At 73.3% G+C, this 22301-nt stretch carries 25 protein-coding genes; 9 read left to right on the top strand and 16 right to left on the bottom strand.

All coding sequences use genetic code 11. The annotated features are described in order from the left end of the window. Positions 1–40: 40 nt before the first annotated feature. Entirely contained in the window at positions 41–706 is a 666-nt protein-coding gene (locus tag ACYVNR_RS20195; protein WP_461050558.1) for a Type 1 glutamine amidotransferase-like domain-containing protein, read from the bottom strand. Positions 707–864: 158 nt separating this feature from the next. On the opposite strand from ACYVNR_RS20195, the gene ACYVNR_RS20190 reads away from it, so the two are divergent. Next, entirely contained in the window at positions 865–2355 is a 1491-nt protein-coding gene (locus tag ACYVNR_RS20190; protein ID WP_461050556.1) for a hypothetical protein, read from the top strand. A 115-nt stretch (positions 2356–2470) separates the two neighbouring features. Beyond that, positions 2471–2932 (top strand): hypothetical protein, encoded by a 462-nt coding sequence (locus ACYVNR_RS20185; protein WP_045188878.1) that lies wholly within the window; start codon positions 2471–2473, stop codon positions 2930–2932. A 132-nt stretch (positions 2933–3064) separates the two neighbouring features. Here ACYVNR_RS20185 and ACYVNR_RS20180 read toward each other — a convergent pair whose 3' ends face one another. Genes ACYVNR_RS20180 through ACYVNR_RS20160 form a run of 5 tightly spaced genes read right to left on the bottom strand, consistent with a single transcriptional unit; the run spans position 3065 to position 6239 of the window. Continuing rightward, the gene (locus ACYVNR_RS20180; protein WP_461050554.1) at positions 3065–3331 is read right to left on the bottom strand and encodes a ferredoxin; all 267 of its coding nucleotides are present in this window, start codon (positions 3329–3331) and stop codon (positions 3065–3067) included. Then, positions 3315–4448 carry an NADH-ubiquinone oxidoreductase-F iron-sulfur binding region domain-containing protein gene (locus ACYVNR_RS20175; RefSeq protein ID WP_461050552.1) on the bottom strand — a complete coding sequence of 378 codons (1134 nt, stop codon included), beginning with the start codon at positions 4446–4448 and terminating at the stop codon, positions 3315–3317. Before ACYVNR_RS20175 ends, ACYVNR_RS20180 begins: the two co-directional genes overlap by 17 nt. After that, positions 4445–5008, bottom strand: coding sequence for a ferric reductase-like transmembrane domain-containing protein (locus ACYVNR_RS20170; protein ID WP_461050550.1), 564 nt, complete (start codon positions 5006–5008; stop codon positions 4445–4447). The genes ACYVNR_RS20175 and ACYVNR_RS20170 overlap by 4 nt, the downstream gene beginning before the upstream one ends. Continuing rightward, entirely contained in the window at positions 5008–5934 is a 927-nt protein-coding gene (locus ACYVNR_RS20165; RefSeq protein ID WP_461050548.1) for an FAD:protein FMN transferase, read from the bottom strand. The genes ACYVNR_RS20170 and ACYVNR_RS20165 overlap by 1 nt, the downstream gene beginning before the upstream one ends. Beyond that, positions 5934–6239, bottom strand: coding sequence for a hypothetical protein (locus tag ACYVNR_RS20160; RefSeq protein ID WP_461050546.1), 306 nt, complete (start codon positions 6237–6239; stop codon positions 5934–5936). Before ACYVNR_RS20160 ends, ACYVNR_RS20165 begins: the two co-directional genes overlap by 1 nt. Before the next feature lie 164 nt (positions 6240–6403). On the opposite strand from ACYVNR_RS20160, the gene ACYVNR_RS20155 reads away from it, so the two are divergent. Beyond that, positions 6404–6808, top strand: a complete 405-nt coding sequence (locus ACYVNR_RS20155; RefSeq protein ID WP_045188891.1) for a VOC family protein — start codon at positions 6404–6406, stop codon at positions 6806–6808. Positions 6809–6839: 31 nt separating this feature from the next. On the opposite strand, the gene ACYVNR_RS20150 is transcribed toward ACYVNR_RS20155, so the two are convergent. Next, entirely contained in the window at positions 6840–7181 is a 342-nt protein-coding gene (locus tag ACYVNR_RS20150) for an MmcQ/YjbR family DNA-binding protein (RefSeq protein WP_045188893.1), read from the bottom strand. 192 nt (positions 7182–7373) lie between these two features. On the opposite strand from ACYVNR_RS20150, the gene ACYVNR_RS20145 reads away from it, so the two are divergent. Continuing rightward, a complete protein-coding gene (locus tag ACYVNR_RS20145; protein WP_461050543.1) occupies positions 7374–8195 on the top strand; it encodes a hypothetical protein in 822 nt (273 codons plus the stop codon). On the opposite strand, the gene ACYVNR_RS20140 is transcribed toward ACYVNR_RS20145, so the two are convergent. The 6 genes from ACYVNR_RS20140 to ACYVNR_RS20115 form a co-directional block, all read right to left on the bottom strand. Further along, a complete protein-coding gene (locus tag ACYVNR_RS20140) occupies positions 8168–8677 on the bottom strand; it encodes a GNAT family N-acetyltransferase (RefSeq protein WP_461050541.1) in 510 nt (169 codons plus the stop codon). The two genes, ACYVNR_RS20145 and ACYVNR_RS20140, sit on opposite strands and share 28 nt — an antisense overlap. 52 nt (positions 8678–8729) lie before the next feature. Beyond that, positions 8730–9470, bottom strand: coding sequence for a lipase family protein (locus tag ACYVNR_RS20135; protein WP_461050538.1), 741 nt, complete (start codon positions 9468–9470; stop codon positions 8730–8732). A 38-nt stretch (positions 9471–9508) separates the two neighbouring features. Further along, the gene (locus ACYVNR_RS20130) at positions 9509–9892 is read right to left on the bottom strand and encodes a YciI family protein (protein ID WP_045188902.1); all 384 of its coding nucleotides are present in this window, start codon (positions 9890–9892) and stop codon (positions 9509–9511) included. Positions 9893–9907: 15 nt separating this feature from the next. After that, positions 9908–10780 (bottom strand): lysostaphin resistance A-like protein, encoded by an 873-nt coding sequence (locus ACYVNR_RS20125; protein WP_461050536.1) that lies wholly within the window; start codon positions 10778–10780, stop codon positions 9908–9910. A gap of 181 nt (positions 10781–10961) precedes the next feature. Further along, positions 10962–11486, bottom strand: a complete 525-nt coding sequence (locus tag ACYVNR_RS20120) for a mycothiol transferase (protein WP_461050534.1) — start codon at positions 11484–11486, stop codon at positions 10962–10964. A gap of 98 nt (positions 11487–11584) precedes the next feature. After that, complete coding sequence (locus ACYVNR_RS20115) at positions 11585–11728, bottom strand: hypothetical protein (RefSeq protein WP_461050532.1); 144 nt, start codon at positions 11726–11728, stop codon at positions 11585–11587. 289 nt (positions 11729–12017) lie between these two features. Here ACYVNR_RS20115 and ACYVNR_RS20110 point away from each other — a divergent pair, with 289 nt between their 5' ends. From ACYVNR_RS20110 to ACYVNR_RS20100, 3 genes are all read left to right on the top strand, one after another. After that, complete coding sequence (locus tag ACYVNR_RS20110) at positions 12018–13433, top strand: FAD-binding oxidoreductase (protein ID WP_461050530.1); 1416 nt, start codon at positions 12018–12020, stop codon at positions 13431–13433. A 156-nt stretch (positions 13434–13589) separates the two neighbouring features. After that, positions 13590–14144, top strand: coding sequence for a DUF4352 domain-containing protein (locus tag ACYVNR_RS20105; RefSeq protein ID WP_461050528.1), 555 nt, complete (start codon positions 13590–13592; stop codon positions 14142–14144). Then, on the top strand, positions 14144–16447 hold the full coding sequence (locus ACYVNR_RS20100) for a multicopper oxidase domain-containing protein (protein ID WP_461050526.1): 2304 nt from the start codon (positions 14144–14146) through the stop codon (positions 16445–16447). The genes ACYVNR_RS20105 and ACYVNR_RS20100 overlap by 1 nt, the downstream gene beginning before the upstream one ends. 15 nt (positions 16448–16462) lie before the next feature. Here the strand turns inward: ACYVNR_RS20100 and ACYVNR_RS20095 are convergent, their stop codons facing one another. Further along, on the bottom strand, positions 16463–17902 hold the full coding sequence (locus tag ACYVNR_RS20095) for an adenylate/guanylate cyclase domain-containing protein (RefSeq protein WP_461050524.1): 1440 nt from the start codon (positions 17900–17902) through the stop codon (positions 16463–16465). Beyond that, positions 17895–19643 (bottom strand): NAD(P)/FAD-dependent oxidoreductase, encoded by a 1749-nt coding sequence (locus tag ACYVNR_RS20090; protein WP_461050522.1) that lies wholly within the window; start codon positions 19641–19643, stop codon positions 17895–17897. Before ACYVNR_RS20090 ends, ACYVNR_RS20095 begins: the two co-directional genes overlap by 8 nt. 138 nt (positions 19644–19781) lie before the next feature. On the opposite strand from ACYVNR_RS20090, the gene ACYVNR_RS20085 reads away from it, so the two are divergent. After that, entirely contained in the window at positions 19782–21032 is a 1251-nt protein-coding gene (locus ACYVNR_RS20085) for a cysteine desulfurase-like protein (RefSeq protein WP_461050520.1), read from the top strand. Beyond that, on the top strand, positions 21029–21526 hold the full coding sequence (locus ACYVNR_RS20080) for a DUF427 domain-containing protein (protein ID WP_461050518.1): 498 nt from the start codon (positions 21029–21031) through the stop codon (positions 21524–21526). The genes ACYVNR_RS20085 and ACYVNR_RS20080 overlap by 4 nt, the downstream gene beginning before the upstream one ends. A 295-nt stretch (positions 21527–21821) precedes the next feature. Here ACYVNR_RS20080 and ACYVNR_RS20075 read toward each other — a convergent pair whose 3' ends face one another. Continuing rightward, positions 21822–22301, bottom strand: a complete 480-nt coding sequence (locus ACYVNR_RS20075) for a metallophosphoesterase family protein (RefSeq protein ID WP_461050516.1) — start codon at positions 22299–22301, stop codon at positions 21822–21824.

The following is a 22301-nucleotide window of genomic DNA, read 5'->3' as shown; positions in this document are numbered from 1 at the left end:
CCCTAGGACGCGAGTCGCTGCTCGTCGCAGCGGCTTTCGGCTACTCGTGCAGCAGGGTCCACTGCCCTTCCGACACGACGTCCACCCGGCCGTCGACGACGACGAACGCGGTCTCGTCGTCCACGGCATACGCGGGCCCCTCGATGCCCGCGGCCCACTCCTGCGCCTCGGCCACGGTGTTGCCGGGCTGGTCGTCGCCGTTGACGTGCGGGCAGATCGCGAAGTCGACGAGCCCTAGCGTCTCGTCCCCACCCGTCGCGGGGCGCCACTGCACGAAGTCCTCGCCGACCCGTGGCGTGAGCACCATGCTGCCGGCGCTGAGCCCGACCCAGACGGTGTCGAGCGTCGGCAGCAGGTCGGCCAGGCCGGACTCGCGCATCCAGTGGGCCAGGTAGAGCACGTCGCCGCCGGCTGCGAGGAGGGCGTCGGCCTCACGCACCTTGGGCACCCACAGGTCCTTGTCGATGCTCGGCAGCGCGGTCAGCTCGAGCACACCCATGGACTTCCACCCGAGCCCGACCATCCCGTCCGACCGGCCGGTGATGAACTGCCACGGCTTCTCGCCCGGGCCGACCCACGGGTGGGCGTACTGGGCCGTGGGGATGCAGAGCGCCGTCGACTCGGCGATCGGCTTGCCGAGGAGACCCACGAGGGCGGCCTCGATGCTCGGGTTCCTGACGCCTGCGGACGTGAGAAGGAGCTTCACCGTGCCTCCGTGCGGAGCGAGGATGTGGACGCTGTCAACCTACCGGCCGACGGTGCCGTTTCGACGTCTGACGGGTACCTAGGGTCCAATGGACCCTGCGGGCCGGCGGCCCGCCGCAGCTCCATCGCTCCTGACCCTCACGACACGCAGGCCCGCCCATGACGACGCAGACGCTCGCACCACCCGCGCACCGGCGGGCCCGCCTGCTGCCCTCGGTCAGCTCCGTTCCGCGGCGCAGGCTGCTCGTCCCGGTCGTCATCGCGTTCGCCTTCCTCGTCACCCAGGGTGTCGTCCAGGCGGTCACGCCGTTCATCCGGCAGGACGACTGGACCTTCCTGCTGCCCGACAACCAGCCGAACGTGGCCCCGCCCCGGTACTACAACATCAGCGAGGGGCGCTGGCTCAACACCGGCTGGTGGTGGCTCGTCGGCCAGCACGGCACCCCGACGACCGCCGCCCTCACGTACGCCCTCGGCTACGCGCTGCTCGTGGCCGGCATGTGGCGGGTGCTCCGCCGGGCCGGAGTGCGTCCCGCGCCCGTCGTCGACGTCCTCCTCGGCATCGCGCTCTACGCGTCGTGCGTGTGGGTGCAGCTGCTCTACTGGCCGGGCGCCCTGACGCCGTCGGTCCTCGTCGGTGCCACGGCGATGTGGCTGCTGCCGTGGGCGTCCCGCACCCGCGTGCGGTTGGCGCTCTGGCTGCTGCTCAGCGGCGTCGCGGCCGTGCTGTCCTACCCGCCGATCGGCGTCGTGCTGCTCGTCTTCGCCGTGGTCCACCTGCGCGACGCCCCGTGGCGTCGGGTGCTGGCCGTGGTCGCCGGCTGGGTCGTCGCCTTCGGCAGCGGCATCCTCGTCGCCTACACGCTCAACTGGATCTTCAACCAGCACTTCGGCATCGAGCTGGCCTCCTGGCGTCAGGCCAACCCGCTCAACTCCCTCGACTCCCTCTACGACAACGTGGACCGGTGGCTCGACTCGGCCCGCGACCTGTGGCGCGCCCAGTGGTGGGCCGCCCTCGTCGGCCTCGTCGCCTTCGCCGTGGGCATCCGCGACCACCGCGTGCGCCCACGACTGCTGCGGCTGCTCGCAGCGTTCGTCGTCGCGTGCGGCGTCGACGCCGGGCAGACGGTCGTGACGGGCGCCGTCACCGAGGCGCGTGGGCAGCTGTGGACGTGGCTCGTCGCGGTCCTGCCGGTCGCCTTGCTCCTCCTCCGCCGCGGCCGCACGGAGCCCCGGGCCGTACGCGTGTCGCCCGCCGAGCGCGTACCTGCCCTGCTGCTGGCCGTCCTCGCCGTCGTCGGGGTGCTGGCGTGGCGGGCCGACATCGGCGCCCACCAGGAGACACGCGTGCAGTACGCCGCCATCGCGGAGCAGGCCACCGCGCCCGAGGCGGGAGAACCGGCCGCGCGCATCGTCGTCTACCAGGACTGGTACATCAAGGGCAGCCGTGACGGCGCGCTGATGGCGAGCACGATGTTCATGGCCGTGCGCCAGGCGACCGGCGGGGTGCAGCCGCGCTGGTGCCGGGGCGACGAGTGCGTCGAGCTCGCCCGGCAGGCGGAGAGCCGTTCGGTCGTGCGCATCGACAGCCCGGCCGGGCTGAGCCACGTCATCGGCATCGTCGTCCCGCCGCCGCCCGACTGGCTCTGACGCCCAGCACCGACCCCTCCCGGCGCTGGTTCGGCCCGCGCCTTCGGCCTACGCCGGGAGTCGGCGTCCGGCGCGGCTAGCCTTGCCTGAGGTGCCCTGCGAGCAGGAGGTGGTCATGGCGTACGACGTCGACTTCACGGAGGTCTCGACGGTCGGCTTGGAGTCCTCGCCGGTGGCCGAGGCGCTGGCAGGCCTGCGCGCCAACGAGGCCCGCTACTTCAAGAACAAGTACTCCCACACGTTCAGCGTGGAGCCCGCCGACCGGGCGAAGGACGTCGTCGCATACGTGGCCAGGGTCCTCGAGGAGGAGCGCGGCATCGTCATCGCCTCACCGGCGCTCGAGGCGACCGAGTTCGAGGTCGACGGCGTGCGCTGGTCCTACGTCTTCTACGAGTCGGGCCTGTCGGTCAACGTGCTCTACACCCTCGCCGACGGCGGCAAGCGGGCCGTCGGGTTCAAGCTCTCCGATGGGATGGATGTGCCCGACGAGCTCGGCGACTTCAAGTTCGCGCGGCAGAAGTCGAAGCTGGCCGGCACGATCCGCGGCTCGTACTTCGTCATCAAGGGCGAGTACTAGATCCCGTCGGCATCGACCGCTCGCCGGGAACCTGTGTCGGAAAGTGGGCACTCGACGGTGTGCCCGGCTCCCTTCCCACCCTCGAGAACGCCGTTCCCGGCGCACCTCCCGTCGGGGTGGGCTCTCGACGGCTCAGCGCAGGTAGAGGGCGCGGGCCGGGCAGAGTCGGATCGCCGTCTCTGCCACGGCGTGGCCCTGCGGCCCCTCGACCGTCTCGGGCGCGATCACGGGGTAGCCCCACTCGTCGAGCGTCACCCCGTCGAGCAGCTGCGCGCACACGCCGTGCCCGGTGCACGCGACGCGGTCGACGGCGAGGCGGCTCGCCCGGACGAGGCCGAGGCGCCGGCTCGTGTGCCCCGTCGCCTCGGCAGGGTTGTCGTGGTCAGCCTGCGCGGACATGGGTCCTCCCGTCGGTGCGGTGGTCGTTCTGCCTGAGTGCGGCGTCGCACCGGCCGTGCCGATGCGTGTCGAGGTGGGGTCCGAAGACCCGCAGGGCCGACCAGGCGAAGCCGGCCACCCCGTCCGGGAAGCGGCACGCGCCGCGCCCCGGGAGGAGCGAGATCCTCGAGACGACGCGGCCGTGTGCCGTGTGGACACCTGCCGCGAGCGCCCGCCAGTCCGCGGCGAGCGCGGGCAGGCCGAACATGCACGGTCCGCACTGGCCGGCGGACTCGCCGGCCGCCCAGGTCAGGCAGCGGTCGACGAACTCGACGGGGCACGCGGCTGGGTCGAGCACCTCGACGACGCCCGGTCCGGTGCGGGCCCCGACGCGGGCGAGGACCGCGTCCGACCACGCCAGACCACGGAGGTCGGCGGGCGCGACGAACGTGCCACCGAGTCCGCCGAGCAGCACGCCCGGCGACCGGTCCACGACTCCGGAGGCGACGGCCACCGGGTCGGCCGCCGCGAGGAGGTCGAGCACCGGGGCGCCCGCCGCGGTCTCGACGACGACCCCTCGGGCCGTGGGCGTGCTCACGGCGACGAGGCGAGGGCCCGGCTCGGCTGCAGTGCCGAACGACCGGTGCCAGTCGGCCCCGAGTCGCACGACCTGCCCTGCGCGCCAGACGGTCTCGGCGTTGAGCACGACGGTGGGCCTGATGCGCCGGCCGTCGCTGTCGCGACCACCGCGCACGAACGGTTGGCGCTTGGCCATCGGGCGGGCCAGACCGCCCTGTGCGAGCGAGATGAGCGAGGACTCCTCCGACGAGACGTAGCGGGCCGGCACCTCGAGGACGGGCAACCCGGCCGCCCGCAGCCGGTGCGCGGTGTCGGAACCGCGGTGAGCTGCATACGTGGTCGGGGAGCCGGCCGCGATGGCCGCGGCGCCGTCGACGAGCTCGGCGAGGCGGTGGGCGACGACCCAGCCGTCCTTGGCGGCGCCGAGCTCGCCGTCGCAGGCGTTGACGATGAGGTGTGCGCCGTGGGCGTGGGCGGCCTCGACCTTGCGGGCCGTGCTGAAGGCAGTGCCGCCGCGGCCGGTGAGGCCGGCTTCGGCGAGGAGCGCGGTGAGGCTCATGACCACTCCTGGGTGAGGACGGCCGCGCGACGGGCGCGGTCGGTGTGCGTCGTGGACCAGCGCCACCCGAGGGCTCCGAGGCCGACGAGGGCGCAGGCGACGGTGGTGGCGACGAGGAGGGGCTGGTCGCTCGTGCCGAGGGCGAGGCCGTGCACGACAGCCATCGGCCACAGCGCGTGAGAGAGCAGGTGCACGCGGCGCCAGGTGCGCTCGGCCAGCCGGTGCCGCAGCACCGACGTGACGACGACCGCCACGAGGATGTCGAAGGCGAGGGTGCCGAGGCCGACCCACAGCGCCTCGTAGCCGGACGTGAAGGGCAGGACCGCCGAGACGAGGTCGATCGACACGTAGGTCTCGGCGATCGCGGTGGCGATGTGAGCGCCGAGGAAGACCGTCATGCCGAGGGAGAGCCAGCGGTGCATGGCCATGACGACCGTCGCCGACTCGCCGTGCGGGCTACGGCGGCCGGCCGTCACGGCGCCGAGCACGACGACAGCGGTGAGCAGCACGATGCTGACGACGCCGGTGGCGCGGGAGACGAACCAGAGCAGCTCGTTCATCAGGCGGCCCTGCCCAACGGGTCGGGCCAGCCGGTCGTCCTGACGACGTGGCCGTCGGCGGCGTCGAGGCGGGCCGGTATGCCGTTGGCCTCCAGCCACGCGGGCGCGTCGTCACCGAGCACGATCGCAGCGGTCGACGCGGCGTTCGCCTCGAGGCAGGTCACGGCGGCGCAGGAGACCTGCGCCCAGACCGCGGGTGCGGTGCGCCCCGTTCGGGGGTCGACGATGTGGTGGCGGACGGCTCCGTCGACCGACCAGACCCGACGTTGCGTGGAGGACGTCGCGATGGCCTGGCCGGTGCTCGTCACGACCTGCCGGGTGACGCCGTCGGCGTCGTCGATGCCGATCGACCACCCCTGCGGCGGAAGCGAACCCGAGACCGAGACGTCGCCGCCGAGGTTGACCACGAAGCCTCCGGGGAGCTGCTCGGCGAGCAGCTGGGCGATCGTGTCGGCGGCGTGGGCCTTGGCGGTCGCGCCCAGGTCGATGAGGGTGCCGGCGGTGACGCTGACGCGGCGGGCCGACGGGTTGAGGTGGACGGTGTGCCAGTGCGGCACGCCGGCGATCCGCGTCTGGTGGAAGTCGCGTCGGGCTCGCACCACGTCGAGGTCGTCGTCGTAGCCGCCGGCGACGAGGGCCGAGCCGACCGTCGGGTCGACGAGGCCGCCGGTGAGGCGCGCGACGCGCAGGGCCGCCTCGAGGTATGCCGCGAACGTGGCCGACACGAAGGCCTCCGTCGGTGCCCGCCGCGCGCGGGCCGCGAGGAGGCTCACCTCCGAGTCGGGGCGAAAGCGGCTCACGGCCCGGTCGAGCTCAGCCAGGTGACGGCGCGCGATCGCGACCGCGGGCTCGAGCGTCTCGGGCTCGGTCACGAGGATGGTGTTCGTCGTGCCGATGGCGCCGAACGTCCCGGCCGTCGGGCTCATCACGAGCCGCCCGAGCTGGTCTGGGCCTGCCCGTTGCCGTTGGCCACGGGCGCGACCGCGGAGAACCCGCTCGTGTCCGAGCTGCTCGAGTCGTCGGAGCTGGTGGAGCCGCTCGAGCTGCTCGAGTCGTCGGAGCTGGTGGAGCCGCTCGAGCTGCTCGAGCTCGTCGTGCCGGTGGTGGAGGCCGCCACCGTCTGCGTGTCGGCGAGGTGGATGCCGATCGCACCGACGAGGAGCGTCGAGGCGGTGAGGACGCCGGCCGTCATCAGTCGGGCTCGGTGCAGGGCTCGGGGGAGGGGGCTCATGGGGGGGTCTCCTTCGGTGGGATTGGATCCACCGTCGCGGCCGCCGCTGTGCACCTGCTGTGCCGCCGCCCAGCCTCCGCGATGACTTGGCCTTGCGCCGTCCGGACTCACACGGCATACGCAATCCGCTTGCGGCAGCGGACCGGTCGGGCGAGGCTCGGCACATGCCACTCGCGATCCACAACATCACCTTCGACTGCACCGACGCTCGTGCGCTGGGCACGTTCTGGGCGAACCTGCTCGGCTGGAACGTCTACTACGACGACGACCCCGAGGTCGTGGTCGCGCCGTCGTTCCCCCACCAGGGCACGGGCATGCTCTTCATCCCGGTGCCCGAGGGCAAGACCGCCAAGAACCGCATGCACCTCGATGTCGCACCCGACGAGGGGACCCGTGACGAGGCCGTCGAGCGGGCACTCGAGGCCGGCGCGACCATCACCGGTGACCACCGCAAGGACGACGGCACCGGCTGGGTGACCCTCGCGGACCCCGAGGGCAACGAGTTCTGCATCGAGCGGGGCGCGGCGGAGCGGGGGCCCCGCACCTCGGTCGCCTACCGGATCGGCTGACAGCCGCGTGGCGGCTGCGCCCGGTGCCCCCTCAGTCGACCTGCGCGAGGGCCACGGTCTTCGGCACGACCATGCGCCACGCGTCGACGACGATCTCGCGCATGCGGGCCTCGTCGAGCGCTGCGAGCCGCACCTCGACCCAGTTGAACCGCAGGTCGGAGCGGCGCGGCATGAGGAACACGTCGGGCTCGCTCGCCACGAGCACCTCCCGCTCCTCCTTGGGGAACGCGAAGCCCATCTCGGTCTCGTCGGCGGAGAACGCGAGCCACACGATCTTGCCGACCCGGAACTTCACGCGGTCACGGACCAGCACCTCGTAGGAGCGCGGCAGCTGCTCGGCGACTCGGCGCACGTCCTCGATGGTCACGGGCACCCGTCCAGCCTGCCACGCCAACCGGCGCGACACGCCGTCCCGATGCCTCTGGATGCGAGCCAGCGACCCCTTCCGCCGAGCCCACCACCCGGCATACGCTGCGGCAGTCGCGACCCCGACGAGCTCTCGGGCGGGCTGAAACGTCGACTCCACCTCATGACAGACACCTCATGACCGACAAGGAGACGACGTATGCCGTCGAGCACCGCCCCGCCCACCGTCCCGCAGCGCCTGCTGGCCTTCCTCGACCGCCTGGGCGCCGTGCTCGAGCAACGCGGAGATGCCGTGGCCCTGCTCGGTCTCGGCTCGGTCGGCCGTGACCTGCACCGCCTCGACGAGCACTCCGACGCGGACTTCTTCGTCGTCGTCGACGACGCGGCCGCGCGTGACCGCTATCTCGCCGACATCGACTGGCTCGAGGCCGCCCAGCCGGTCGTGTGGTCGTTCGAGAACAGCCGTGCCGGCCGCAAGGCTCTCCTCGAGGGTGACCTCTTCGCCGAGTACGCGGTCTTCTCCCTCGCCGAGATGGACACCGCCGGCTACCCGCCGGGGCGCCTCCACTGGAGCCGGGCGGACGCGCCTGCCGGGCTCGAGATCCCGAAGGTTCCCGTTCCGCAGCCGGACTCGATGGGGCACCAGGTCGGTGAGGCGATCACGAACCTCTACGTCGGGCTGCACCGCGACCTGCGGGGCGAGCGCCTGACGGCGACGCGTTTCGTCCAGGGGTATGCCGTCGACCGCTGGGTCACGGTGCTCGGCCACCTGGGGCTCGGGACGGGTATCGCGCAGGACGTCTTCGTCGTCGACCGGGGTGTCGAGCGCCGGTTCGGCCCGGAGCTGCTGCCGCTCGCCGACCTCGTGCCCGGCTACGAGCGCAACTGGTTCGCGGCGCAGACGCTCCTCGACCTCCTCGAGGCGCACGTCGAGCTCGACCCGACGATCGTCGCGGCGGTGCGCGACCTCATCGTCCGCTCGCGGTCGGCGGCTCAGGCGCGGGCGAGGTCCAGCGCGTAGACGAGGAGCGCGGTGCCCGGGATCGGCGACCAGTCGCGCTCGGGCACCCGCACGAAGCCGAACCGCTCGTAGAGCCGGTGCGCGGCGCGCATCATCGGCTGTGTCGAGAGCACGACCCGCTCGCGCCCGAGCGCGCGGGCCCGGTCGACACACTCGCGCACGAGGGCGGCCCCGACGCCGCGGCCACGACCGCTGGGGGCGACCGCCAGGGTGCGGAACTCCGCCTCGTCCGCGGCCGCGATGTTCGCGAAGGGACCGGGGCCGTCGACGAAGGCGACACCACCGAGCACCGTGCCGTCGGCGTCGACCGCGACGAGCACGTCGGCGTGCTCGGCACGGTGCCGCACGTCGCGCAGGACGTCGAGGTAGGGGTCCTGCGCGCCGAAGTCGAGAAGGCCGTCGTCGAGGTAGGCCGCTGCGGTGAGGTCGCCGAGTCGCTCGTAGTCCTCGGGCCGCGCGGCGCGGATCGTCAGGCCGTCCATGCGGCCAGTGTCGCAGGGGCGCGCCGGGGTCCTGCCGTGCCCGTCGCCGGGGCTACGCCGGCGCTGGGACCCCGAGCGCGCCCAGCAGCCTCGACAGCTCCGCGGCCACCTCGGCCGGCGCGACGAGCCCGTGCAGGTGCTGGCCCGGCAGGGTCGCGACCGGCCAGCCGCACTGCTCGGCCAGGCGGCGCTCGTCGGCGTAGGTGTCACCGAAGGCGAGGTACGCGTTGGACCGGTCCGTCCAGCCGGCCGGCACGGTCACGGTGTCGCGGAAGTACGTGAGCGGCAGGCGCTGCTGCTCCTGCTCGACCCGGCGCCGGGTGGCCCGGTCGGGGAAGAGCACGTCGACGTCGGCCTCCGGCCACCACCTCGTCCACGCCGGCAGCACGCCGTCGGGGTCGGCGAGCCCCTGAAGGAAGTCGAGGAACGCGGCCGGCGCGAGCGGCGCCTCGGCCCTCGTGTGCGAGATCGCGCCGTCGCTGCGCTCCGGCGACCCGGGAGGCGCGATCTCGGGGGCGGTCACCCGCTGCGGGAGGGCTGCGTCGACGAACACCGTCGCGACGACGTCGCGCTGCCGCGCGACCTCAGGCGCGAAGAGGCCGGCGTTGCTGTGGGGCACGAGCACCACCGGACGCCCGGCAGGCACGGCGTCGAGGAAGCCGGCCAGCGCGTCGGCGGCCGTGGTCACGGGCGCGGGCTGACGGCATACGGCCACGGACCAGCCTGCCGCGCCGAGCCGCTCGGCGACGGGCTCCCACACCGAGGGTCCGAGGAGTGGGCTCGGCAGGAGCACGAGCAGAGGGTCTGCGGGTGGCGCGGCCACGGGCCGGGTCAGTCCTCGGTCATCCGGCGGCGCTCACCGACCGGCGTGCCGGCGCGCGGGAAGGCGACCGAACCGGCAGCCACCCACCACTCCATGACGTCGTAGGCCAGACGGCCCGCGACGACGGACGGGTCGGCGTCGGTGAGGCGAGCGGCCTCCTCGGGGCCGCAGCTGAAGACGGACATCCCCCGGTAGGCGGGGTCGCTCTGGGCGTCGTAAGGGCCGTTGGCCACGGTCAGCCCTTCACGCGCGAGGTGGGCGCGGTAGGCGAGGTGCCTCTGCTGGAGGTCGTCGAGCTCGGCGTCGCTCAGCTCAGGCGCCTCGGCGGGACGGCGCAGCACGACGATCGTGTAGACGTCGAACTCGTCGGGGACGTCGGCGCCGGGGGCCATCGGTCAGCGGTTCGCTCAGGACGCGAGTCGCCAGGCGAGCACGCCGAAGAGGACGCCGAGGGAGTTGGTGGCCCAGTGCATGCCGACGCTGGCGAAGATGCTGCCGCTGCGGCGGCGCAGCTCACCGGCGAGCACACCACCGAGGGCGGTGAACACGACCGTGCCGCCGACCACCGCGACCTTGGCGAAGGGGCCGAGGGCCGCGACGGCGCTGCCGATGGCCTCGTTGCCGGTGGCCGACGCCATCGCGGGGAAGACGTGCCAGAAGCCGAAGAGCACGGAGGAGGCCACGAGCACCTGCCACATGCGGGCGTGCCGCGAGAGGAACCCCCACAGCACGGAGCGGAAGGCGACCTCCTCGAGCAGGATCGTGCCGACGGGGATCATGACGAACGCCGTGAACAGAGCTCCCGCGGGCGGCAGGTGGTAGCGCGCGTCGAGGAACGCCGTGCGCGTCGACGGCAGGAGGATGCCGGCGAGATAGACCATCGCGACGACCCCGATGACGCCGAGGCCCCAGCGGATGCCGCGGGCATGCGTGTGGCGGGCGAGGCCGAGCTGGTGCCACGTCAGGCCCTGCCACCGCGCGAAGGCGAGCAGCGCGACCGCGCCGACCGGCCCGAGCCACATCGTGTCCCAGCCGAGCACGTGGTTCGCGACGTTGACGCCCGCGAGCGCGAAGACGACGACCACGGTCGCGGCCAGACGGGCACGGCGGCCCTTCGCGATGAGCGCTAGCCGGCGACGGCGGGTGGCCTCGTGGGCCAGTGCGTCGGCCCGGCGGTGCGTCAGCCGGTGCGTGCGGTGCGCTGCGCGACCCGGACGCGCAGCGACGCCGTCGGCGTGCGGCGCGACGGCGGCTGGGACATTCAGGACGGAGGTGGTCATCCCCTCCATGGTCACACGTCAACCTGTGCTCCGGCCGTGCTTGCGAGGAGTTGCACGCCACGCGGTCACCGCGGGCCTCGGCAAGCCCGGACGCCCCCGGTGTGCGCAGGTGTCACACGCCGCTGTGGCTCCGGTGGCGGGTGGTGCTGCCGTGCCCTGTGTCCCTCTCGCCCAGCGAGCCTCAGCGGCGGCGCTCGACGAGCCCCCGCACGTACTCGGCCTGCCCGAGGTGCTTGGCGGCGTCGTCGAGCACCGACACGATCCGCACGCCGACGGTGACGGGCGGGTTCCAGTGCCGGTCGATCACCCTGCCGTATGCCGCCGCGTCGAGTCCCTCCACGTAGCTGACCGTGCGCTCGTGCACCGCCTCCTGGTAGGCGGCGAAGAGGTCCGGGTCGGCGACGGTGAAGCGGCCGACGTCGTCCGAGCTCATGCTCCAGCCGTGCGCGTCGCGCGGGTAGGGCAGCCCGAACCGTTCGACCCAGCCGTCGCCGAGCCACACCGAGGTGTCGGCGCCGGCGAGGTGGGTGACCTGGTCGTCCTGCTGGCGGGCGAGGTGCCAGACGAGCCAGGCGATGTGGTTGGCAGCGGCGTCCGGCCGCCACAGCAGCTCGTCCTCGGACAGGCCGTCGACGGCGTCCGGCACCCCGTCCCGGATGCGGCCGAAGCCGTCGAGCAGCAGGTCGCGGGCAGGGTCCGTCGTCACGTCGTCCACCTCCCCAGCATGCACCCGGGCCCCTTCGGGTCGCAGGACGCCGGCCGCGGGTTCGCCCGACCCTGCTCGCCAGGGACAGGCCTCACCCGTCAGTCCGGTTCGCGCAACGACACGACGAGGTGGTCGCCGTCCCTGAGGTCGAGCGCCGTGGGGAGCCAAAGGTTCAGCGTGCCGGGCACGATCGGACACCCGGCGAGCTGCTGCAGCCGCTCCAACAGCTCTGCGTCTGTCATGCGTCCTGTGCCCAGTCCGCGACCGGGTTCGACGGCACCGCTCAGATCTCGATGCATGGGCGTGATCCTCGGCTCGACGGGTGGGTGCGCTCGACCCGGGCACCCTACGGCCTGATCGGGCAGTCGTCGGCGGAGCGACACCCCCCAGCGGCGCTGTGGGCGCCGATCCGCTTGTGGCCCAGTCCTGCCGGGACGAAACGGATCTTTCGCTCCCGATGTATCTGGCCACCCCTTCAAGCCTCTGAACACTCGTGCCCACCACCGGGGCGACCCCGAACAGGAGAAGCAGATGACGACCATCCTCACCCCCACCGCCCGACGGGCCACCAGCCTCGCCGGGCTCTGCGACGGTGAAGTCCACCTCCCCGGCGACGCCGGCTACGACGCGGCCCGCATGCCGTGGAACGTCGCCGTCGACCAGCGACCGGCCGCGGTCGCCCGGCCGCGCACCGTCTCCGACGTGCAGGCCGTGGTCCGCGCGGCCGCCGCCGCCGGGCTGCGCGTCGCGCCGCAGAGCACCGGTCACAACGCCGGCCCACTCGCGGCCCAGGGCCTCGACGAAGTCGTCGTCGTGCGCACCGACCAGATGCGCGGCGTGAGCATCGACGCGACGCGGCGCATCGCCCGCGTCGAGGGTGGCGCCATCTGGATGGACGCGACCGAGCCGGCCGCCGACCACGGCCTCGCCGCCCTCCACGGCAGCTCGCCCGACGTCGGCATCGCCGGCTACAGCCTGGGCGGCGGCATCGGCTGGTACGCCCGCAAGCTCGGCCTCGCCGCGAACAGCCTGACCGCCGTCGAGCTGGTCCTCGCCGACGGCGAGCACGTTCGCGCGGACGCCACCGAGAACCGCGAGCTCTTCTGGGCGCTGCGTGGCGGTGGCGGCAACTTCGGCGTCGTCACGGCCCTCGAGTTCCGCCTCTACCCGATCGAGACGGCGTATGCCGGCATGCTCGTCTGGGACCGAGAGCACGCCGAGCGCGTGCTGCGTCGCTGGGCCGACTGGGCGCCCGAGGCACCGGACGCCGTGACCACCGCGTTCCGGTTCCTCAACGTGCCACCGCTGCCCGACATCCCGGCTCCGCTGCGCGGCCGGTCGCTCGTCGTCATCGACGGCGCCGTGCTCGGCTGTGACGCCGAGGCACGCTCGACCCTCGCCCTGCTGCGCGGACTGGCGCCCGAGATCGACACGTTCGACCGTGTTCCGGCCCGCACGCTGACCCGTCTGCACATGGACCCCGAGGGCCCAACGCCCGCGGTGTCCGACGGCACGCTGGTCGGCGGCCTGCCCGACAACGCGATCGACACCGTCCTCGAGCAGGTCGGCCCGGGCTCGACGTCGTCGCTGCTCATGGCCGAGCTCCGCCAGCTCGGCGGCGCCCTCGGTCGCGCTCCGGAGGAGCACGGTGCCCTCGCGACCGTCGACGCGGCATACGCGGTGTTCGCCTGTGCCATCGCGGCGACACCCGAGATGGCGGCGCAGGGACAGCTCGACGCGCACGCGCTTACCGGCTCGCTCGAGCCGTGGTCGACGGGCCGCAGCTACCTCAACTTCGCCGAGAACCCGACCGATGCTCGGACGGGCTACGGCGACTCGGCGTGGCTGCAGCTCAAGGGGATCCGTTCGGCCTACGACCCCGAGGACCGGATGGTCGCGAACCACCGCATCCCGCGGCTCTTCGAGAAGGGTCGCGTCACCCGCTGACCGCTCGACCCGATTCGGGTGAATCGGCCGGAACGACAGTGATTTCGGTGCCTGCGCCACTGGATGTCGCCTTCGTTCCGGCCGGTTCACCCACTCAAGATTTGTTGGAGGCCCCCGACGGACCATGGCCTTGACCCTCACGCGGAGGAGGACGCCATGGATCTGACCCGTCGACACGTGCTGGTGGGAGCAGGGGCGACGGGGGTGGCCGCGCTGGGAGCCACGGTGCTGCTCACCCGGGACGGGCCGGCAGCGCCAGCACCGGCGGCGGGACAGAGGACGTCGTTCGGCAGCGTGGCGCTGCTCGGCTGGTCGCGCCGCTCGCTGACGGCCGCCGCAGGGCACGACGAGGGCAGCGAGGGCCACGTCCACGAGGGCGCGTCCGTCGCCGCCGGCCAGGCCCCGGTGCCGAGCGCCGTGCACGGGGCGTGGACCGATGCCCTGACGGTCGACGTCAGCGTGCACAACGTCGGCCGGACGCCGATCGAGCTGTCACCCGGACAGTTCCGAGTGCGCGTCGCCGGGGGCGACATGACCGTCAGCCTCTATGCGACCGACCGGCAGGCCGGAGCGGTGGCCGCCGGCGAGACGGCCGTCCTGGGCATCGACTACCTCGTGCCGCCCGTCGGCCTGGTCCTCGCCCTCGAGTTCGCCGACGCCCTCTCGGCCCGCACCCTGCGGCTCGGACGGCTCGCGAGCGGGTCGATCTGATGAGCACCCTCGACCTCTACGTCAACGAGGGCCTCGTCCGGATGGTCGACGACAGCCTCGTCTACATGCGTGGCTTCGGGGCCACCCCGACCGACATCTCCGCGACCCGGCCGAGCCTGCGCATCGGGCCGCAGGTCTTCCTCGCCGACGGCCGGCTGGTCGCCAGCCGCAGCTACCCTCTCGGCGCGGCCCTGCCCAAGGAGGGCCGGCCGGACCCGCTCGCCCCGCACCCGCGCAACGTCGGCGAGTACCTCATCCGGCGGTCGTACTGGGCCAGCTTCTTCCCCGACCGCACCATCGTCGCGGAGGTCGGGTCCACCGTGCGGCTGCGGGTGCACAACCGGCTCACCCGGCCGCACCGGCTGCGCATCGACGGTGTGGCCGACACCGGACCCATCGTCCCCGGTGGCAGCGCCACGCTGACCTTCGCCGCACCGGCCGCCGGCACGTACGTCTACCACGACCCCGGCGGCGGCAGCGTCGAGCGGATCCTCGGCCTGCACGGGGTGCTCGTCGTCGTCGACCCCGCCCGGCGGTGGCAGCTCGCCGCGGGCCGGGCCGAGTTCGAGCGCCAGTGGGTCTGGCTCTGCCAGGACGTCGACCCCGTGTGGGGTGCCCGGGCGCGCGCGGGCCAGGTCATCGACGCGACTGCCACGCCGGCGGTGCCGCGCTACTTCATGCTCAACGACCGCAGCGGCTTCCGTGCCCTCGGCGTCTCCAACGACGTGGCCGACTCGGTGCGGTCGCTCGAGGAGACGCTGCCGTCGGGCTCGACCCGGGAGTTCGACGTGCGTGCCTTCAACGCCGGGCAGGCCGGCCCGACCGTCGGGACCGGCCAGCTGATCCGCCTCGTCAACGTCGGGGCCGCGGTGCACCAGATGCACTTCCACGGCAACCACGTGTGGACCTTGCGCCGCAACGGTGGTGACTTCTCGCGGTCCGTCGGGACGGTCGACGTCGAGGGCCACGCAGTGCTCCAGCAGTGGGAGGACGTCGTCGAGCTGGACCAGATGGACCGCAAGGAGGTCATGCTCCCGGTGCGGCGCCCGCCCGAGGTGCCGCAGCGCACCTGGGCGGCCCGGTCCGACGACTGGGAGTACCCGATGCACTGCCACGCCGAGCCGTCGCAGACCGCGGCCGGTGGCCTCTACCCCGGCGGGCTCGTCGCGCACTGGACCCTCGCGGCGCCCGGGCCCCGGGTGGCCCACGCCCACGAGACCTTCCCGAGCCAGGCCGCCTTCTCGTCCAGCCAGTCGCACGAGGGGAGCCCGACCACGCTCTTGCGCGAGACGCCGACGAAGACGTTCGTGCGCAAGTTCTTCAGCCGGGCCCTGCGCTTCCCCGACGGCGCCCAGCACGAGATGTGGGGCTTCGAGGACGACACGTCGGGGCGCCACTTCCCGGCTCCGGCCATCCGGGTCACCGAGGGCGACCTCGTGCATGTGACGTTGGAGGCGTCGAAGCGCGTCCACACGATCCACCACCACGGCATGGAGCCCGATCCCCGCAACGACGGCGTCGGCCACACCTCCTTCGAGGTGAGCGGCAGCTACACCTACCAGTGGCGGCCCGACCTCGGCGTCCCGGCCGACGCCAACAACGGCGCGTCCGGCCTGTACTTCTACCACTGCCACGTCAACACGGTGCTGCACGTGCAGATGGGCATGTTCGGCCCGCTCATCGTCGACCCGCTCGTCCACCCGGCGTTCCCGCTCGCGCCGGGCGCGCGCCGGTCGTTCATCGACGGCCCCCTCTACGACATCGCCACCGAGACGCTGCTGGTGCCGTATGCCCTCGACCCGCGCTGGCACACGTTCGACCACGCCGCCGGGCTCTCCGGCGAGGACGTCGGCCTCAACCGCTTCGAGCCGAAGTTCTTCTACGTCGTCGGTGGTCTGCTCAACGGCCCGCGCCCGACGACCGATGTGATCGCCCCGACTCAGCTGCGCGCGAACCTGCCCGGCACCGGGCACCCGACGCTGTTCCGGATGCTCAACGCCAACTACTTCCCGAGCCGGGCCCGGTTCACCGACACCTCGGGCAAGCCGGTCGAGATGGCCGAGCTCATCGCGCACGACGGCCGCGCCTTCCGCGACACGTCCCGCCCCGGGATGCCCAGCCCGCCCGTCCGCGACCTGGGTCACCCGCTGCGCACCGATGCCATCGCCTTCGGCGCCGCGGAGCGCTACGACCTGCTCGTGCACCCGCCCTACAAGGGCACCTTCCTGCTCCACGTCGAGTTCACGCACTGGGTCACGGGCAGGCTCATGGCCACGCGGACGATCCCCGTCGTCGCGGCCTGACCTGGCCCGTCCGGCTCACGTCCGGTCGTCGGGGAGGGCACGCAGCACGTACGCCTCGACCGGCTCCCCCTTGCCCTTGAGGTCGAGCGGCCCCAGGGGCTCGACCACCGCGCCGGGCAGCAGCGCGAGGGTGTCGGCCGTGACGGCGACGCCCCCGACCGGCGCCTGCCCCTCGATGCGCGACGCGACGTTCACGGCGTCGCCGATGACCGTGTGCGTGCGCCCGCCCGCTCCGCCGAGAACGCTGACGACCACCTCGCCGCTGTTGACCCCGACCCGGAACCGCGGCCACCCGGGGTGTGCCTCGGCGATGCGGGCCGTCTCGACCTGCAGGTCCAGCCCGGCCTGCGCGGCGCGGCGGGCGTGGTCGGGCTGGTCGCCGAGCCGGTTGAAGGTGGCCATGATCGCGTCACCGATGAGTCGGTCGACGGTGCCGCCGTGCCGCCTGACGACGGCCGGGATGGCGACGGAGAAGTACGCGTTGAGCATGTCGGTCACCTCCGCGGCGTCGTGCTGCTCGGAGAAGGTGGTGAAGCCCTTGAGGTCGGCGAAGAGGATCGTCATCTCGCGCCGCCCGGCGAGCGTGTCTGCGGTGTAGAGATCGGCGTAGCGCTCCTCGTGCCAGGACTGCTGCGCGCCCCACGCGACGAGCACGAAGGCGACGAGCATGAGCACGTGCCACTCCCACCACGAGTAGCGCCAGTTCGGGGCGACCACGATCGCGACCATGGCCTCGGCGAGCAGCACCATCGAGGCCGCCATCGCGGCGGGGAGCAGCCCCCCGCGACGGAGCCACAGGCGTACGTAGGTGACGGCCGCGACGGCGTAGAGCACGACGGCGACGGCACCCACCGCGACCATCGGCGGCTCGGTCGACGCCGGGCCGGGACCCTCACCGAACGGTGGCAGACGCAGCAGCGACAGGACTCCCCACGCCGCCATCCCGACGAGCAGCGCCACACGCAGCAGCCGGGCCTGCCGCATCTCCGCAGCTGCCCGGGCGGCGTCGACCTCACGCACCGACGCGACGGCGAAGAGCGATCCGAGCGCGATGCCGACAGGGGTGGCGAGGTTGAAGCCGGCCGACGCCGCGTCGAGCAGCATGTGCGGTGTCGCGAGGGCGTGCAGGCCGAGGAAGCCGGCCGACGAGAGAAAGGCGAGCGACACGTACATGACGCGCACGTCGCCGCGCCGCACCGCCGCGGCACCCGTCCCGTATGCCGTCACCGCGCTGAGCACGGCCGCGCCGAGCACCAGCCAGAAGTGCGTCGAGTCGTGCTGCCACTGGTGGTCGAGTCCGCCCGAGGCTCGCAGCACTCCGAGTCCGACGAGTGGGAGCACGAGGGCGACGGCACCGAGGGCCAGGTGGCGACGCGTCCGCCCGGTTGCTGCGGCGGGGCTCGCTCCGCCGGTCGGGGTGGGTGCTCGCGGGCCCCCTGCGGTGTGCTCAGCCACGCCCCTCGGCCTCCGTCAACGCGAGGTACTGGTGCACCTCCGACACGACGACCGAGCCCTCGCCGACGGCCGAGGCGACGCGCTTGACCGACCCCGAACGGACGTCACCGACGGCGAAGAGGCCCGGCAGTGAGGTCTCGTGCGCGCACGGCGGGCGCTCGAGCGGCCACACCCCTGCCTCGCGCACGTCGGAGCCGGTGAGCACGAAGCCCCACCGGTCGCGCACCACCGACTCGGGCAGCCACGACGTGTGCGGCTCCGCGCCGATCATGACAAAGAGGCCGTCGGCCGGGAGGGTGCGCCGCTCCCCGGAGGTGCGGTCGGCGACGACGACCTCGGACAGCCAGCCGTCCCCGCTGCCGTCGACGACCTCGGCGTTCGGGACGACCGTGATCGTCGGCGACGCCTCGATCTCGTCGACGAGATAGCGCGACATGGTCGCCGACAGGTCCGGGGTGCGCACGACGATCGCGACGTCCGCGGCATACCGCTGCAGGTGCAGGGCCGCCTGGCCGGCCGAGTTGCCGCCGCCGACGATCACGGTGTGCGCGCCGGTGAGACCGTGCGCCTCGGAGACGTTGGCGCCGTAGTAGACCCCCGACCCCGTCAGCGCCTCGAGGGCCGGCACGCCGAGGCGGCGGTAGGCGACGCCCGTCGCGAGCAGGACGGCCCGCGCGCGCACCTCGCCGACGTCAGAGACCGTCGCGCGGAACCGGGGCACGCCGGCCCCGTCGGGCCGCGCCTCCGGCTGGACCGCCGTCACCCGGCGGGTGAGCACGAAGCGGGCCCCGAAGACCCATGCCTGCTGGAAGCCGCGCTGGGCGAGCTCAGCGCCGGACAGACCCCGCGAGAAGCCGAGGTAGTTGCGGATCAGCGAGCTCGTGCCGGCCTGACCGCCGAGCGCCTGCTCCTCGACACAGACGACCGACAGCCCCTCCGACGAGCCGTAGACGGCGGCCGCGAGACCCGCCGGCCCGGCGCCGACGACGAGCAGGTCGACGTCCCGCATGCCGTCCTCGCCGGTCGGGCCGTCGCCGCCGAGGTCGGTGTCGATCCCCCAGGCCTGGCAGATCTCGACGTCGGTCGGGTCGAGCAGCACCCGGCCTCCGAGGGCGGCGAGCCAGATGACGAGCGGGCCGTCGGTCTGCGTCGGGTCAGGCGCCCCGACGGAGCGGAGCACCGCGACGGCCTCGGGGGTGCCCCGGTCGAGGTACGCGTGCGGGATCCCGTTGCGGGTCAACAGGCTTCGCACTGCGTGCCCGCGAGGGTCCCGGGCCGCGCCCACGACGACGACCTCGCGGCGCCGGTTCTCCACGGTGCGCGACCACACCTGCACGAACTCCGAGACGGTGCGGCAGAAGAGCTCGTCGGGCGAGCTCCACGGCTCGAGCACGTAGTAGTTGATGTCGCCCTGCGACATGCCGCGCAGGATCTCGTCGGCCGTGCGCCGGTCGGCCCACGCACCCCAGGGCACGAGGAGCGTGCGGGCGGCGTCGGGGTGGAGGGTGCGGACGTTGCGCAGCAGCTCCGCACCACTGATCTCGGGCAGCCACGGGTCGGCGAGGACGAGCGCCACAGGGTCGCCGCGCTGCGCCGCGAGCCGGAGCAGGTCGAGCGCGACGGTGCTGTCGGACTCGCCGCGCACCCGGAAGTCCGCGCCGAAGCGGCGGGCGAGCTCGCCCTCGGTGCGGGCCAGGGCGTCGAGGTCGGGGTCCACGACGAGGAGAAGAGGACGGGACACGAGGCACCCCTCTGATTGCAGGGCAGGACGATGACAGCTGCGACCACCCCGCTTCCGACGGTAGGACGACCTGGCGCCGCTCGGGGGCGAACGGCCGTTCCTGTGGCCGCGGCGAGGCGATGGGCGAGGATGGTGCGCATGGCACCCCCCGGCACCGAAGCCCCACCTGCCACCGCGGCGTACGACGTCGATCGCATCCGCTGGCACTTTCCCGCGCTGCGCGAGGGCGCGGCCCACTTCGACGGCCCCGGCGGGTCCCAGGTGCCCGACTCCGTGGCCACGGCCGTCGTCGAGACCCTGACCTCGGCCATCTCCAACCGCGGCACCGTGACCGCAGCCGAGCGGCGCGCCGACCGCATCGTCGTCGAGGCCAGGGCCGCGATGGGCGACCTGCTGGCCGCCGACCCCGCCGGCGTGGTGTTCGGCCGGTCGGCGACCGAGCTGACCTTCCACCTCGCCCGCACGATCGCCAAGGACTGGGGGCCCGGCGACGAGGTCGTCGTCAGCCGCCTCGACCACGACGCGAACGTGCGCCCGTGGGTGCTCGCCGCCGAGGCGACGGGCGCGACGGTCCGCTGGGCCGACTTCGACACTGAGACGGGCGAGCTCGACCCGAGCGTCTTCGCTGCGATCGTCGACGACCGCACCCGGCTCGTCGCCGTCACCGCGGCGTCGAACCTCATCGGCACCCGCCCCGACCTGCCTGCCATCGCCGACGTCGCGCACGCCGCCGGCGCGCTCCTCTGGGTCGACGGCGTCCACGCCACCGCCCACATCGGCACCGACCTCGCGGCCAGCGGCGCCGACTTCTGGGTGTGCTCGCCCTACAAGTTCCTCGGGCCCCACCTCGGCGTGCTCGCCGCCTCACCCGCGCTGCTCGAGACCCTGCACCCGGCCAAGCTCGTCCCGTCGTCCGACGCCGTTCCCGAGCGCTTCGAGCTCGGCACCCTGCCCTACGAGCTGCTCGCCGGGACGGCCGCAGCCGTCGACTTCCTCGCCGACCTGGCGCAGCCCGACACCGCGGCCCCCCGCCGGGAGCGGCTCGTCGCGTCCTTCGCCGCCCTCGAGCAGCACGAGGACGGCCTCCTCACCACGCTGGAGGCGCGGCTGCGCGCGATCCCCGGCCTGACGGCATACGGCAACGCGAAGCGACGCACCCCCACGCTCCTCGTCAACGTCGAGGGGCACGACCCGCAGGACCTTCGGGTCAGGCTCGCCGAGCGTGGGGTCAACGCGCCCGCGGGCAGCTTCTACGCGTGGGAGTGCAGCCACCACCTCGGGCTCGGCGCTGCCGGTGGCCTGCGGATGGGTCTCGCGCCCTACACGAACGCCGAGGACGTCGACCGCCTGGCGACCGGCCTCGAGGAGATCTGCGGGGCCGCGCGATGAGCCGGCCCGTCCCGTTGCCGCCCGGCCCCGGTCAGGAGTCGGTGTGGGACTACCCGCGCCCGCCCGCGGTCCAGCCGACCGGCGAGCTCGTCGAGGTGGTGCTCGGCGGCGACGTCGTCGCCTCGACCCGCGCCGCCCTCCGGCTGCTCGAGACGAGCCACCCGCCGACGTACTACCTGCCGCTCGACGCCTTCGCCGACGGCTCGCTCGTGCCGGTCGAGGGTCAGACGCACTGCGAGTGGAAGGGGCAGGCCTCCTACTTCGACGTCGTCGGCGGCGGACGGCGGGCGCCGCGCGCCGCCTGGCACTACCCCGATCCCGTGCCCGCGTATGCCGTGCTGCTGGGTCACGTCGCCGTCATGCCCGGCCTCGTCGACGAGTGCCGCGTCGACGGCGAGCGGGTGCGCCCGCAGGAGGGCGGCTTCTACGGCGGGTGGATCACCGACCGCGTCGTCGGCCCGTTCAAGGGAGTGCCCGGCTCCTGGGGTTGGTGACGCACCCGACCCGTCCGCCAGTCGAGTGCCCACTTTCCGACGCAGCGCACCCACCCTCCAGGTCGAGTGCCTCTTCTCCCACACCACTGGGCCCGAGCCTCCTCACTCCCCTCCCCTCGAGTGCCCACTTTCCGACCGGAAACTGAGCACTCGACAGGCCGGCGGCGTGGGGAACTGTGCACTCGATGGGGAAGGCATGTCGGAAACTGGGCACTCGACGGGGAGTGGGTCAGATCAGCGTCGAGTGCTCACTTCCCGACGTCGGGAAGTGAGCACTCGATGGGGTGAGAGGGCGTCAGCGGGGCAGCTCGTGGATGTGGGCGTCGACGAGGTCGCCGTCACGCAGGTCGAGCACCGCGTAGGTGCCCGCCGGCTGGCGGCGACGGTCGGTGGGTGAGCCCGGGTTGAGGATGCGCACACCGTCCCCGGTCTCGTCGAGCGGGATGTGCGAGTGGCCGAAGACGACGAGGTCGGCGTCGGGGAACTGCCGCCTCAGCCGTGCGGTGCGTCCCTGCTTCTGGCCGCTGTCGTGGACCATGCCGACGCGCACTCCCTCGAGCTCGATCTCGAGCGTCTCGGGCGCACCCCACTCGGCCACCTCGGGCACGTCGTTGTTGCCCATGACGACGTGGACCGGTGCGTGGGCCGCCAGGAGGTCGAGCACGTCGGGCGTGCACACGTCGCCGGCGTGGAGGATGACGTCGGCCCGCTCCAGCTCGGGCAGCAGCGCGGGCGGGCAGCCCTTCCACCGCCGCGGGCTGTGCGTGTCCGACAC

The sequence above is a fragment of the Terrabacter koreensis genome, assembly GCF_054783315.1.
This window is presented reverse-complemented; position numbering and strand designations above follow the sequence as displayed.